14 protein-coding genes are annotated in these 12,866 nt (G+C 75.3%); 4 read left to right on the top strand and 10 right to left on the bottom strand.

Going from position 1 to position 12,866, the window contains the following annotated elements:
• Positions 1 to 25: 25 nt before the first annotated feature.
• Genes atpG through ITJ85_RS05085 form a run of 7 tightly spaced genes read right to left on the bottom strand, consistent with a single transcriptional unit; the run spans position 26 to position 5,278 of the window.
• Positions 26 to 925 (bottom strand): ATP synthase F1 subunit gamma, encoded by a 900-nt coding sequence (gene atpG, locus ITJ85_RS05115; RefSeq protein ID WP_217915279.1) that lies wholly within the window; start codon positions 923 to 925, stop codon positions 26 to 28.
• Positions 926 to 935: 10 nt separating this feature from the next.
• Entirely contained in the window at positions 936 to 2,501 is a 1,566-nt protein-coding gene (gene atpA, locus ITJ85_RS05110; protein WP_217915278.1) for a F0F1 ATP synthase subunit alpha, read from the bottom strand.
• A 51-nt stretch (positions 2,502 to 2,552) separates the two neighbouring features.
• Positions 2,553 to 3,107, bottom strand: a complete 555-nt coding sequence (atpH, locus tag ITJ85_RS05105; protein ID WP_217915277.1) for an ATP synthase F1 subunit delta — start codon at positions 3,105 to 3,107, stop codon at positions 2,553 to 2,555.
• On the bottom strand, positions 3,104 to 3,694 hold the full coding sequence (gene atpF / locus ITJ85_RS05100; RefSeq protein ID WP_217915276.1) for a F0F1 ATP synthase subunit B: 591 nt from the start codon (positions 3,692 to 3,694) through the stop codon (positions 3,104 to 3,106). Before atpF ends, atpH begins: the two co-directional genes overlap by 4 nt.
• A 15-nt stretch (positions 3,695 to 3,709) precedes the next feature.
• On the bottom strand, positions 3,710 to 3,949 hold the full coding sequence (gene atpE / locus ITJ85_RS05095) for an ATP synthase F0 subunit C (RefSeq protein ID WP_217915275.1): 240 nt from the start codon (positions 3,947 to 3,949) through the stop codon (positions 3,710 to 3,712).
• A 22-nt stretch (positions 3,950 to 3,971) separates the two neighbouring features.
• Positions 3,972 to 4,829, bottom strand: a complete 858-nt coding sequence (atpB, locus tag ITJ85_RS05090; protein ID WP_217915274.1) for a F0F1 ATP synthase subunit A — start codon at positions 4,827 to 4,829, stop codon at positions 3,972 to 3,974.
• 8 nt (positions 4,830 to 4,837) lie between these two features.
• The gene (locus tag ITJ85_RS05085) at positions 4,838 to 5,278 is read right to left on the bottom strand and encodes a hypothetical protein (RefSeq protein ID WP_217915273.1); all 441 of its coding nucleotides are present in this window, start codon (positions 5,276 to 5,278) and stop codon (positions 4,838 to 4,840) included.
• Between the two features lie 282 nt (positions 5,279 to 5,560).
• Here ITJ85_RS05085 and ITJ85_RS05080 point away from each other — a divergent pair, with 282 nt between their 5' ends.
• The gene (locus ITJ85_RS05080) at positions 5,561 to 6,871 is read left to right on the top strand and encodes a hypothetical protein (protein WP_217915272.1); all 1,311 of its coding nucleotides are present in this window, start codon (positions 5,561 to 5,563) and stop codon (positions 6,869 to 6,871) included.
• A 905-nt stretch (positions 6,872 to 7,776) separates the two neighbouring features.
• Here the strand turns inward: ITJ85_RS05080 and ITJ85_RS05075 are convergent.
• From ITJ85_RS05075 to upp, 3 genes are read right to left on the bottom strand one after another with little or no spacing between them, the layout of a single operon-like run.
• Entirely contained in the window at positions 7,777 to 8,907 is a 1,131-nt protein-coding gene (locus ITJ85_RS05075) for a glycosyltransferase family 4 protein (RefSeq protein ID WP_217915271.1), read from the bottom strand.
• 59 nt (positions 8,908 to 8,966) lie between these two features.
• Positions 8,967 to 9,755, bottom strand: coding sequence for an SDR family NAD(P)-dependent oxidoreductase (locus ITJ85_RS05070; protein WP_217915270.1), 789 nt, complete (start codon positions 9,753 to 9,755; stop codon positions 8,967 to 8,969).
• Positions 9,755 to 10,399, bottom strand: a complete 645-nt coding sequence (gene upp, locus ITJ85_RS05065) for a uracil phosphoribosyltransferase (protein ID WP_217915269.1) — start codon at positions 10,397 to 10,399, stop codon at positions 9,755 to 9,757. Before upp ends, ITJ85_RS05070 begins: the two co-directional genes overlap by 1 nt.
• A 352-nt stretch (positions 10,400 to 10,751) precedes the next feature.
• Here upp and ITJ85_RS05060 point away from each other — a divergent pair, with 352 nt between their 5' ends.
• The 3 genes from ITJ85_RS05060 to ITJ85_RS05050 all read left to right on the top strand — a co-directional run bounded on the left by ITJ85_RS05060 (position 10,752) and on the right by ITJ85_RS05050 (position 12,860).
• A complete protein-coding gene (locus tag ITJ85_RS05060) occupies positions 10,752 to 11,027 on the top strand; it encodes a hypothetical protein (protein ID WP_217915268.1) in 276 nt (91 codons plus the stop codon).
• Between the two features lie 171 nt (positions 11,028 to 11,198).
• Positions 11,199 to 11,927, top strand: coding sequence for a hypothetical protein (locus ITJ85_RS05055; protein ID WP_217915267.1), 729 nt, complete (start codon positions 11,199 to 11,201; stop codon positions 11,925 to 11,927).
• A 42-nt stretch (positions 11,928 to 11,969) separates the two neighbouring features.
• Positions 11,970 to 12,860: a cytochrome c oxidase assembly protein gene (locus tag ITJ85_RS05050; RefSeq protein ID WP_217915266.1), complete on the top strand. Its 891-nt coding sequence runs from the start codon at positions 11,970 to 11,972 to the stop codon at positions 12,858 to 12,860.
• The last annotated feature ends 6 nt before the right edge of the window (positions 12,861 to 12,866 follow it).

Below are 12,866 nucleotides of genomic sequence, written 5' to 3'. Positions count from 1 at the left end.
GGGATCTCTCCTCGGGGGCTCGGGACTACTGGAGGGCGTCGGCGCCGGCCACCACTTCCAGGATCTCCTGGGTGATGGCGGCCTGGCGGGCGCGGTTCATCGCCAGCGTGTACTGGTCGATCAGCGCGCCGGCGTTGTCGGTCGCGTTGCGCATGGCGGTGCGGCGCGCGGCGAGCTCCGCGGCGGCGCTCTCCAGCAGCGCGCGGTAGATGGTGGTGTCGAGGTAGGTCGGCAGCAGCCGGTGCAGGAAGGCCTCGGCCTCGGGCTCGAAGATCGCGACCCCGCCGCGCGGGTGCTCGTCCTCCTGCCCGTCGTCGTCGGCGTCCAGCACGACCATGCGCTCGATCGGCAGCAGCTGCTCGGTGGTGACGGTCTGCTCGAGCACCGACTTGAACGCGTTGTAGACGAGGACGACCCGGTTGACCTCGCCCTCCGTGAACCGGCGCACGAGGTGCTCGGTGACCTGCTCGGCGTCGGCGTAGGTCGGCGCGACCGAGAAGCCCTGGAAGGTGCGGTCGAGCGGCAGGCCGCGGAAGTTGAGCGTGCCGGCGCCCTTCTTGCCGACGGTCGTGAACACGACCTCCTCGAAGCCCTCGGCCTCGAGGCGGCGGGAGACCTCGATGGCCCGCCGGACGATGTTCACGTTGAACGCGCCCGCCAGCCCGCGGTCGCCGGTGATCGCCACGACGATCGCCGTGCCCTCGGCCGGGCGCACGTCGAGCAGCGCCTCGCCCTTCAGGCCGCCGCTCTGGCGTGCGGCCTGCGACATCAGGCGGCGCATCGCCTGGGCGTAGGGGCGCAGGTGCTCGATCGCGTCCTGCGCGCGGCGCAGCTTCGCTGACGCCACGAGCTCCATGGCGCGCGTGATCTTGCGCGTGTTGCGGACCGACTCGATCCGCCGCTTGATGTCACGGGTGCTGGCCACGTCGCTCCGGCTAGGCCGCGGCCGTCGCGGTCTCGGCCGGCTCGCCCGCGGGGGCCGCCGGCGCGTCCTGCGGCGCGAACTGGTGGATGACGCGCCTCGCGACCTCCCCGATCTTCGCCGAGGCCTCGTCGGAGAGCTCCTTGGTGTCGCGGATCCCCGCCAGCACCTCGGGCGCGCTCTCGCGCAGCTCCCGCCGGATCGCGTCGTTGACGGCCGGCACGTCGGCCACCTCGATGCCGTCGAGCAGGCCCTCGTTGGCGACGTAGATGACCGCCACCTGCTCCTCGACCGGCCACGGCGCGTAGGCGGGCTGGTTGAGGGTGGCCACGAAGCGGGCGCCGCGGGCCAGCGTGCGCTGGGTGGCGGCGTCCAGCTCGGAGCCGAACTGGGCGAACGCCTCGAGGTCGCGGTACTGGGCGAGCTCGAGCTTGAGGCGGCCGGCCACCTTGCGCATGGCCTTGATCTGGGCGGAGCCACCCACGCGGCTCACCGAGATGCCGACGTTCAGGGCCGGGCGGACGCCCGAGAAGAACAGCTTCGTCTCGAGGAAGATCTGCCCGTCCGTGATCGAGATCACGTTCGTCGGGATGTAGGCCGACACGTCGCCGGCCTGCGTCTCGATGATCGGCAGCGCGGTGAGCGAGCCGCCGCCCAGCTCGTCGCTGAGCTTGCAGGCGCGCTCCAGCAGCCGCGAGTGGAGGTAGAAGACGTCGCCCGGGAACGCCTCGCGGCCTGGCGGGCGCCGCAGCAGCAGCGACATCTGGCGGTAGGCGTCGGCCTGCTTGGAGAGGTCGTCGTACACGCACAGGGCGTGCTCGCCGCCGTAGAGGAAGTACTCGCCCATCGCGGCGGCCGAGTACGGCGCCAGGTACTTCAGGGCGGCGGCCTGCGACGCGGTCGCGGCCACCACGGTCGTGTACTCCATCGCGCCGGCGGCGCGCAGGCGCTCGACCACGGTCGCGACCGTGGAGGCCTTCTGGCCGATCGCCACGTAGAAGCAGCGCACGCCCTGGCCGGCCTGGTTGATGATCGTGTCGACCGCGATCGTCGTCTTGCCGGTCTGGCGGTCGCCGATGATCAGCTCGCGCTGGCCGCGGCCGATCGGGATGAGCGCGTCGATCGCCTTGATGCCGGTCTGGAGCGGCTCCTTCACCGGCTGGCGCTGGACGACGCCCGGCGCCTTGAACTCCACCGGCCGGTAGTGGTCGGTGACGATCGGGCCACGGTCGTCGAGCGGGTTGCCGAGCGGGTCCACCACGCGGCCGAGCAGGGCCTCGCCCACCGGCACCTGGATGACCTTGCCGGTGCGGCGGACGCGGTCGCCCTCCTTGATGAGGGTGTCGTCGCCGAGCAGCACGGCGCCGACGTTGTCCTCCTCGAGGTTCAGGGCAAGGCCCGTCACGCCGTGGGGGAACTCGAGCATCTCCAGGGACACGCACGACTGGAGGCCGTGGACGCGGGCGATGCCGTCGCCGACCTGGAGGACGGTGCCGACCTCCTCGACCTCCACGGTCCCCGAGTACTGCTCGATCTGGTCCCGGAGGACCCTCGTGATCTCGTCGGGTCGCAGCTTCATCTGGCGGTCGTCACCTTTCTCTGATCAGGTCGGGTCGATCGTTGCGCGCGGTCAGGACTCCACCGCGACGGCGTCGACGGGCGCCGAGCGCAGGGTGGCGCGGAGCCCTTCGAGGCGGTGCCGCACGGAGCCGTCCACCACGGACGCGCCCACGCGCAGGACGAGGCCGCCGATGATGTCCGGGTCGACGGTCTCGGTGAGCTCGACGTCGGCTCCCGTCTTGGCGCGGATCTGGTCGACGATCCGCTCGCGCAGGTCGGCCGGCAGCGGGATCGCGGTGACCGCCTCCACCTCGAGGCGGTTCTCGGCCCGGTCGACCCGGTCGTCGAAGGCCTCCGCGATGGCGGGGAACGCCTCGATGCGCCCCCGGTCGATCAGGAGCTGGAGGAAGTTGCCGAAGAACGGGCTCGCGCCCTCGGTGAGGCCGAGCACGACCCGCTTCTTCGCGGGGGTGTCGATGTTGGGGTCGGCCAGCAGCCGGCGGAGGTCGTCCGACGCCGCGACCGCCTCGGCGAACTCGCGCACCTCGGTGGTCACGGCGTCGAGCGCGCCGTTCTCGGCCGCCGCCTCGTAGAGCGCCTCGGCGTAGGTGGCTTCGAGGCTCACTTGGTCGCCGCGCCCCCGTTGGCGGACGCGACACCGGAGAGGTCGGCCTCGGCGATCGCCTGCTCGATGAGCCGGCGGTGCTCGGCGTCGTCGAGCGAGCGGCGCGAGACGCGCTCCGCGGCGAGGAGGGCGAGATCGACCACCTCGTCGCGCAGGCCGCTGGCGGCCGTGCGGGCCTGGGCCTGGATCAGCTCGTCGGCGTCGGCGAGGACGCGCTCGCGCTGCCCCTGCGCCTGGCTGATGAGCTCGGCGCGCTGCTGCTCACCCTCCTTGCGCCCCTGCTCGCGCAGGGCGTCCGCCTCCTTGCGGGCGTCGACCAGGCGGGCCTTGTAGTCCTCGAGCATGGCGGTGGCCTCGTCGCGGCTGCGCTCGGCCTCCTCGATGCTCTCGGCGATCTTGGCCCGGCGCTTCTCGATCGCCTGGCCGACCGGCCCGAACACGTACCGCTTCATGATCCAGAGCGTGATGGCGAACATCACCAGCGTCCACACCATCAGCCCGGGGCTGATGGTGAGGAGCGGGTTGTCGCTCTCCTCGCTCTCCGCCTGGAGCGGCAGCGCGTTCACGTAGGTGAGCAGGGTGCCCATCAGACGATCCCCGATCTAGCCGATGAAGAAGGCGACGAAGCCCATGAGCAGCGCGTAGAACACGATGGCCTCGGTCAGGGCGAGGCCGAGGAACATGAGCGAGGTCAGCTCGCCGCGCAGCTCCGGCTGACGGCCGACGGCCTCGACCGTCTTCCCCATGAGGTAGCCGACGCCGATACCCGGCCCGATGGCGCCGAAGGCGGTCGCGAGACCGAGCGCCAGGACCTTTGCAGCGTCCTCGATGTTGCCTTCCATCAGTGTGTGCTCCTTTGGGTTGTCAGTGCGAGGACTCGACGGCGAAGCCGATGTAGATGCCGCTGAGCATCGCGAAGATGAACGCCTGCAGGCCGGCGACGAGCAGCCACTCGAACACCCAGAAGAACACCCCCACCGGGAGGGCCAGCAGGCCGGCGAAGTTGCCGAGCAGGACCATGAAGCCGGCGGCCATGATGATCAGCAGGTGGCCGGCCAGGAGGTTCGCGAAGAGCCGGACCGAGAGGCTGACGAGGCGCAGGATCTGCGACAGCACCTCGATGCCGAAGATGACGGGCTGGATGGCCTTCGGCGCGTCGGGGACGAGGGTCTTGAGGTAGCCCCCCACCCCGTGCGCCCGGACGCCCTCGTAGTTGTAGACGAGGAACGTCACGACGGTCAGCGCGAGCGTGACGTTGATGTTCGCCGTGGCGGCGTACAGCGCGAAGTCCGGGATCGGGCCGAGCCAGCTGGTGTGCCCCACCGGAAGCGGGATGAAGCTCACCATGTTGCTGACGAGGATGAACAGGAACAGGGTCGCGATGTACGGGAAGTAGCGCGAGTAGACCTTCTCGCTCAGCGTCGGCCGGGCGATCTGCTTCTCGGCGAACTCGTACGCGATCTCGACGATGTTCTGGGCCTTCGTGGGGCGCATCTTGAGGCCGCCGCGCACGATGAAGCCGAGGCCGATGCAGATCAGGCTGGCCAGGACCAGGTAGAAGACGGCCTTGTTGATCGAGAGGTCGAGCGGCCCGAGCTCGATCGACACCCACGGGTCGAGCGCGAACTCGTCGGAGGGGTCGAAGTCCTCGGCGCCGAAGGCCGCCGCCGGCAGCACGAGCAGGGCGGCGAGCGCGGCGAAGGCCGCGGTGCGGAGCCTCATGGCGGCCCTCACCCGGCTGCGCCCTTGGGCGCGCGCGAGCGCGAGGCGTACAGCGCGGTGCGGCCCAGGAGGTCGAACGTGAAGCACGTGATGAACACACCCGCGGCGATCAGTCCTACCTCCTCGGAGTAGCGCAGCGCGATGACGAAGAGCACGATCGCGATCAGCCAGGCGCGGGCGATGAACGACACGCCCGACATGCCGACCGCGGCCGTGGCCGACAGGCCCCAGGTCCAGCGGCCGGTGGCGATCGCGATGCCCCAGTTGGCGCACCACAGCAGGAAGCCGATGAACCAGCCGCTCCAGTGGCCGCCCGCGAGCAGCACGACCGGGAGCGCGAGCAGCCCCACGATGAGGCCGATGCCGGAGAGGGCCGCCTTGCCCGCCGGGGGCGGCGAGTACGGGGCGACGCCCGGCTCCGCGGGCGGTACCTGGGCCGTCTCAGGCACGGGGGGGTGCTGCGGTGTGATTCAGGGTCCTCCGAGCGCGTCCGGGACACGGTCCGGCGACGGCGCGCAGCGTCGTCGGCCGAGCCGCACCACTATACCTGCGCGGCGCGCCCGGGTGGCCGCCCGCCGGGCGGCGCGTGACGATCGTCCCGCCCGGCCGGTCCGTCGTCAAGGCGGGGGCGCTGAACCGGCGAAATCCACGACATCGACCAGTTCGGCGGGGGCGCGGCCCACCCCTCCGGTCAGTTGGCGCGCGCGCCGGGCGTGGGCAAAGATGCGCCCATGTCGCGCCTGGGCATCTCGGCGGCCTGCCTCGCGGCGGCCGCGGCCGCCGGCCTCACCGCCGCCACGCCGGCCGACGCCCGGGTGACCCTGCTCGACGACGACCGCGCCGGGCTCGAGCGCCTGGTGGGCGTCCAGCCGGGCGGCGGCGCGGGCATCACCGCGCGCGACAACGCGTACCAGGTGGGCCTCGACGCGCCCGCGCTCCCATCCGGCCGCCGAGCGGCGCGCGTGCCCGGCGCGCCGCTGGCGGCGCTCACGCCCGACGCGATCGCCGAGCGCCTGCGCGAGGCGATCGCCGGCTCGGGCGCGGGCGCCGTGATCGTCGACGACGTCGGCGCGGCCTTCCGGGGCGCGCCGGGCGACGCGCTCGCCGACGCGCTGGAGCGGCTCGGCGCCCGCCGGGCCGACGTGTCGCTCTACGTGGCCGCCACGGGCGCCACCTTCACCGACCCCGCCTGGGCCGGCGCGCGCGCCGCGATGTCGCGGGCCGGGCGCGTGTGGCTCAAGACCGGCGCCGGCGGCCGCCAGTGGACGGCGGCCGAGTGGCTCGCGTGGCCGCGCGAGGCGGCCCGCGTGGCCGCCGCCGCCGCGCGCCGCGGCGACCTGCACGTGGCCTTCGGCGCCGGCGACCAGGCGAGCGCCTGGTCGCGCGCCCGCACCGGGTACGCCTGCACCCTGCTGCGCAACGGTCCCGCCGCCTACCGGCTCGGCGGCTCCTCCGCCGCCTTCGTGGCCGAGTACCGGCGGGCGTTCCCCTCGCCCAAGGGCCCGCCGGCGCCCTGCGCGCCGGCGCCGCTCGCCGCGCCGGCCGTGGCGCGCGCGGTGGAGGGCCTTGTGGGCCGGGAGGCGAGCGGCGTGGCGATCCAGCCGCTGCTCGTGCCGCCGCTCGTGGCGGGCGAGCCGGCCCAGCTCACCGTGCAGCTCGGCGCCGACCCGCTCGGCCTCGCCGACGCCCTCGGCGTGGCCCCGGAGCGGATGTGGGAGGCCGCGCGGGCGCGCCTGCGCGTGACCGCGCCGGGGGTCGTCGTCGATGTGCCCGTCGAGGGCGACGGCGCCGCCCGCCTGGGCCTCACGCCCGCCGCCGCCGGCCCCGTCACCATGCGCCTCGTGCTCCCGGCCGGCCCGGCCGTGCGGCGGGCCGCCGGGCGCGAGCTCGACCTCGTGGGCGCCCTCGAGGCCGCCGGGGCCGCCCGCGCCGCCATCGACCGCGTGGTGGCCGACCCCGAGAGCTGGGGCGCCGACATGCCCGTCCAGGCCGCCGGCTCCGCGCCGGGCAGCCCCGTGCTGCAGGTCCTCCCGGCCGCCTGACGTCCCACGCGAGGACCCACGCGGGGGACCGGCCCTCTCGCGGGCCCGGCCACGCCGCAGATCGCCGCTGCCCGCGGCGATCTGCACACGGCGGCACCGGCCTATCGGCCGGGGCGGGCCGCCGAAAGCCCACTGACGGATCCGTCCGTGGTGCGCGTGGCGTGCGCCCGGCGCCGTCGTGGCCGGTGATCCCTCGGGCCTTCGGCCCTCGTGTCCACGGCCACCCGCCGAGGACGTCGGAGCCCGCCGCGCGGGCGACCGGCCGCGCTTCGTCCTGGACGACGTGAACGTGATCCGGAGGGGTCGCCGGAGACACGACCGCCGAAGGCGGGAGCGGGACAGAACCGGCCACGAGGGCACCCGGCACACCCCACGCGCACCACGGACGGATCCGTCAATGGGGTTTCCGGCGCCCGCCCCGCCGAAGGCGGTGCGCCGGTCCGCAAATCGCCCCGGCCAGGGGCGATTTGCCGCGTGACCCGGCCCGAAAGAGGCCGGGTCCCCGCGTGAGGGGCACGCCGGTCGACACCGTGCCCAGCGCGAGCCGGCCCGCAGAGCCGGGTCCCGCCCGCGCAATGGATCGGCCCCAGCCGACCGCGTCTCTCGACGACGTCGTCAACGCAGGGCCGGGTCCCGCCCGCGCAGAGGATCGTCCCCAGCCGACCTGGTCCGTCGACGACCTCGTCAAGACAGAGCCGGGTCCCGCCCGCGCAGAGGATCGGCCCCAGCCGACCTGGTCCGTCGACGACCTCGTCAAGAGAGGGCCGGGTCCCGCCCGCGCAGAGGATCGCCCCCCGCCGACCCCGTCCCTCGACGACCTCGTCCAGGACAGGGCCGGGTCCCGCCCGCGATCAGGATCGCCCCCGCCGACCCGGTCCCCGGAAGCCGGGTCCGCGCGCTCGGGACTAGCTCCGGCCGGCCATCTCCCGGCGGCTGGCGCGCTCGAGGCGGCTCTGGCGCACGAGCGTCACGACCGGCGTGGAGCGCCACTTGAGGATCTCGAGCACGTAGACCAGGTAGATCGAGGCCGCCAGCGCGAGCAGGCCCGCGGCCGACAGCACCGCGGTGCCGGCGAGCTGGAGGTGGCCGTCGGCGTCCCGGTAGCGCACGAAGCGCAGCGCGATCGCGACCGCGCCCATCAGCGCGCACCAGCCGTAGAGCGCCAGCACGGTCTTGCGCTGGCTCCACCCGATCGTGAAGAAGCGGTGGTGGAAGTGGCTGCGGTCGGCGTTGTAGACGGGCAGGCCGTGCTTCAGCCGCTTCAGGATCACGAACGAGGTGTCGAGGATCGGGATCGCGAGGATCACGAGCGGCGCCACGACGGCGATGGCCGCCGCGCTCTTCATCACCCCGCCGATCGCCACGCCGGCGATGACGAAGCCCAGCAGCATCGACCCCGCGTCACCCATGAACACGCGCGCGGGGTGGAAGTTGAAGACGAGGAAGGCGGCGCACGCCCCGGCCAGCGCTGCCGCCATGATCGCCGGGTCGGCGCGGCCCAGCGAGGCGGCCAGGATCGCGAAGGTGGTCGCGCCCAGGCCGCTGATGCCGGCGGCGAGGCCGTCCATGCCGTCGGTGAAGTTGATCATGTTCACCAGGGCGACGAACCAGAGCACCGTGATCGGGTACTGCGCCCAGCCGAGGTCGCCGACGCCGAGCAGCGGCAGCGTGATGTGGTCGATGGTCAGCCCCGCGGCCACCGGGATCGCCGCGCAGGCCACCTGGCCGGCCAGCTTCACCCCCGGGGTGAGGCCCCAGATGTCGTCCGCCGCGCCGAGCGCCGTGATGAGCACCGCGCCGGTGATCAGCGCCCGCGCCGAGGGGTCGTCGGGCAGGAAGGCCACGACCGGCACGAGGAAGCCCAGCAGGATCGCCAGGCCGCCGAGGCGCGGGGTGGGCTCCGAGTGGATGCGGCGCCCGGAGGGAACGTCGACCGCGCCGGTCGCGCGGGCGAGCCGCATCGCGAGCGGCGTGGCCCCCAGGACGACGAGGGCCGCGGCGATCGCGCTGAGGATGGGGATGAGGTCTGTCGTCACGGGGCACGGGCCTCGCGTCGGAGGCCCTGAGGGATTCTAGGTGGGTGCCTCGCAGCCCTTCAACGGACGAGCGGCCGGTGGAAGAACGCCGCCGCCCGCACCACCAGGGCGCGCGGCACCAGCGCGCCGGCGAGCAGCGCGCCGCGTGCCACCAGCCCGGCGGGGGCCCGCGCCCGGCCGGCCGCCAGCGCCCGCCAGGCGGCGCGCACGACCAGCTCCGGCTGCTCGTACGGCACGCCGCGCGCGCCGGCGCCGCTCCCGCCGGCCACGACCGAGAACTCGGTCCGGGTGGGTCCCGGGCAGACCGCCACCGCCCGCACCCCCGTCCCCCGCAGCTCCTCCTGCAGCGCCTCGGCCAGGTGCAGCTCGAACGCCTTCGTGGCCGCGTACGTCGCCATGTAGGGCACCGGCTGCCACGCCGCCGCCGACGAGACGACCACGATCGCCCCGCGCCCCCGCGCCACCATCGCCGGCAGCGCGTGGACGGCCAGGTCGAGCACGGCCACGCAGTTGAGGCGCACCATCTCGGTCTCGCGCGCGCGGTCGGCCCGCGCCAGCGGCGCGTGGGTGCCGAAGCCGGCGTTGAGCACGAGCACCTCCGGCGGGGCGCCGGCGGCGTCGACCGCCGCCCGGCAGGCCGCCATGCCCTCGTCGGTCGCGAGGTCGGCCACGAGGGGGGTCACCTCCACGCCGTGACGGGCGGAGGCCCGCTCGGCCAGCGCGCGCAGCCGGTCGCCGCGCCGGGCGACCACCAGCAGCGGGTGGCCCCTGCGCGCCAGGTCCTCGGCGAAGGCGAGGCCGATCCCCGACGAGGCGCCCGTCACCACGGCCAGCCCCCGCGCCGCCATCAGCCCCCCGCCCCCGCGTCCGAGTACAGCCGGTCGCCCGCGTCGCCGAGCCCCGGCACGATGAACGCGCGCTCGTCGAGGTGGCTGTCGACCGCGGCGACGGTCACCGCGGCGTCCGGGTCGGCCGCCGCGACCGCCGCCAGGCCCTCCGGCGCCGCGATGACGCCCGCCACCCGCACCCGCCGCGCGCCTGCCGCGCGCACCGCACGCAGCGCCGCGGCCGTCGAGCCGCCGGTCGCGATCATCACGTCGAGCACCACCACCTCGTCGTCGCCGAGGCCGCCCGGCAGGCTGCTGAGGTAGCTCCGCGCCCGCGCCGTCCGCTCGTCGCGCGCCATCCCGATGAAGCCGACCCGCGTGTCGTCGGGCAGCAGCGCGAGCGCCGGGTCGAGCATCACCAGCCCCGCGCGCAGGATCGGCACGAGCGTCACCCGCCGGGCCGGCAGCTCCACCCGCGCCCGCGCCAGCGGCGTCGCCACCTCGGCGGGCCGGCCCTCCAGGTCGCGGAGCGCCTCGGCCACCACGAGGCCCGACAGGGCCGCCGCGGCGCGCCGGAAGGCCGCCGGCCCGGTGGCCGCGTCGCGCAGGGTCGCGAGGTGGTGGCCGGCGAGGGGCCCAGCGAGGACGACGGGCGGGCGGGACACGCCAGCGAGGGTACCGGTCGCCGGGGGCGCGGCGTTCGGGTTCGCCGCGACCCGGCCGCCGGTGCGGCCCCGATGCCGCCGCGGGCGGCGCGGTGGGACGATCGGGCCCACGGCATCGCCGGCCGGGAGGCCACCATGGCGACCCCGGCACCGACCCACCGCCCGCTCGTCGCGACCGAGACGTGCACCGGCGACCGGCGCTTCGAGGCGATGCGCGAGCGCGCCGAGGGCGCGGACGCGGCGTCGCTCGCGCTGCGGGGCCGCGGGCATCCCGGCGCGCGGCGCGCTGGGCGACGCCGACCCGCTGCAGGCGCTCGACGACGCGGCGCGCAGCTTCGGACCCGACGAGGTGATGATCGCGACGCACCCGGAGCACGGGTCCGACCGGCTCGAGGTCGGCCTGGTCGAGCGCGCGCGCACGCGGTTCGACGTGCCGATCGCTCACGTCGTGGTGGACGCCGGCCGGGACACGGCGCGCCTCGTGGACGGCGGCACGCCGCCGCCGCCGCGCCGGCCCGCGAGCGCCACACCGCGCGCCACCTCCGGATCCCGGCCGGCGCGGGTGCTGGTGATCGCGGGCACGTTCGTCTCGTTCCTCCTCCACTCGCGGACGCGCCCGGCCGGCTGACGTGGACGTGGGGGTCGGTCTTCGCCCCCGGCGTCGATCGCCGCCGGCGTCGTGCCCTGGATGCCCGTCCTGCGGCGGCACCGGCCGGATCGCCTCGACCGCTGATCGGCGGTGCAGCGGACCCGGCGGGTCGCCGCCTCCACGCGCCCGGCGTGGTATCACGGCACGGCGATGGCGCGGGACGGCGACGAGGCGACGGTGGTGCGGCTGGACCCGGACCGGTGCGAGGCCCTGGCGGACCGGATCGGCGCCGCCCGGCCGCGGCTGGAGGCGATGGAGCGGCCGGCCGACGTGGCCGCGCTGCTCGGGCTGTTCCCGTCGGTCGCGCTCGCGCCGGGGCACCACCTCGACTACCGCGTGATCGACGAGGGCTCGGCCGCGTGGATCGAGCCGTTCTGCGCCGCCGACGGCGCCCCCGGCGACGCACCGCCGCCGCGCGGCGCCGTGCCGCTCCACGACCGGGCGAGCGTGTCGGGCGGGGCGGGGCCGGCGAGCGCGCGCCGCCGCGAGGTGCGTGAGCTGCTCCACGCGATCCGCTTCGACCGGGCCGACCCGTTCTCGGCCTTCGAGTACGCGCTCTTCCTGACCGAGCTGGGCTCCTTCCGCGCAGAGTGGCACGCGCGCGAGTGGCTGGACTCGTCGCCGGTCTTCACCGCCGGCCGCCTCGAGGAGCGGCTGGGGAGCGGCCTCATGCCCGGGGCGCCGCCGGGGCGGATGCCGCCGCTGGAGGCGACGGTCACGATCGGGCGGCGCGCGACGACCGTGCGCTTCCCCGTGCTGACCCCCGTCGCGACCGCGCGGCTGTACGTGCACGAGACCGTGATCGACGCCCGCGACGGGTTCGTCCGATCGCGCCAGGGCCCGACGCTCATGGAGCTCGGCCCCGGCCTCGTCTACTGACGCGCGCCGCGCGGGCGGCCCGCATCGGCTATTGATCGTGGGGTGATCGGGGCACTGCACGCCGGCGGCGCGACCGCCCACCACGACCTCGCGGGCGCCTGGTCGCTCGACCCGCTGGTGCTGGCGGCCGCCGCCGCGGGCGTCGTCCTCTACGCCGTGGGCTGGCGCCGGCTGCGCCGGCGGGGGCGTCCCGACCTGGCCGACGGCCGGCGGGCGGCGCTGTTCGCCGCGGGCGTCGCGGTGCTGCTGCTGTCGGTGCTCTCCCCCCTCGACCCGGTCGGCGAGGAGTACCTGCTGTCCGGCCACATGCTGCAGCACGTGCTGCTGGGCGACGTTGCGCCGCTGCTGATCGTGCTCGGCATCGCGGGACCCCTGGCCCTGTTCGCGGTGCCCCGGCCGCTGCTGCGCGGGGTCGGCCGCTCGCCGCGGCTGCGGGCGGTGGCGCGGTTCCTGACCCGCCCGCTCGCGGCGGTCGTGCTCTGGGTGGCGGTCACCGCCCTCTGGCACGTGCCGGTGGCGTTCGAGTACGCGCTCGCGCACCGCTGGGCCCACGACCTCGAGCACGCGACGATGTTCGTCGCAGGCTTCGCCGTGTGGCTGCACATCGCGGCCGCGATCCCGCGGGCGCGCCTGAGCGGCGCCCGGCGCTCGGCGATGGCCGCCGGCCTGCTGGCGGTCGGCATGGTGGTCTCGACGACCATCTTCCTCAGCGACCCGCTGTACGACGTCTACGTGGCCCAGGAGGAGCGCCTCTTCGGCCTCACGCCGACCGGCGACCAGGTGCGCGCGGCCATGCTCATGACCACCGAGCAGACGCTCACCCTCGGGGTCGCCGCCATGCTGCTGCTGTGGAACCACGTCGAGCGCGTCGCCGCGCGCTCGCGCGAGGAGCTCGCGGCCGAGGCGGCCGCGGAGCGCGCGGGCGCCGACTGACCCGCC

The organism is Miltoncostaea marina (assembly GCF_018141525.1).
Classification (GTDB): Bacteria; Actinomycetota; Thermoleophilia; order Miltoncostaeales; family Miltoncostaeaceae; genus Miltoncostaea; species Miltoncostaea marina.
The sequence above is the reverse complement of the archived record's forward strand: the minus strand, read 5'-3'. Positions and strand labels throughout refer to the sequence as shown.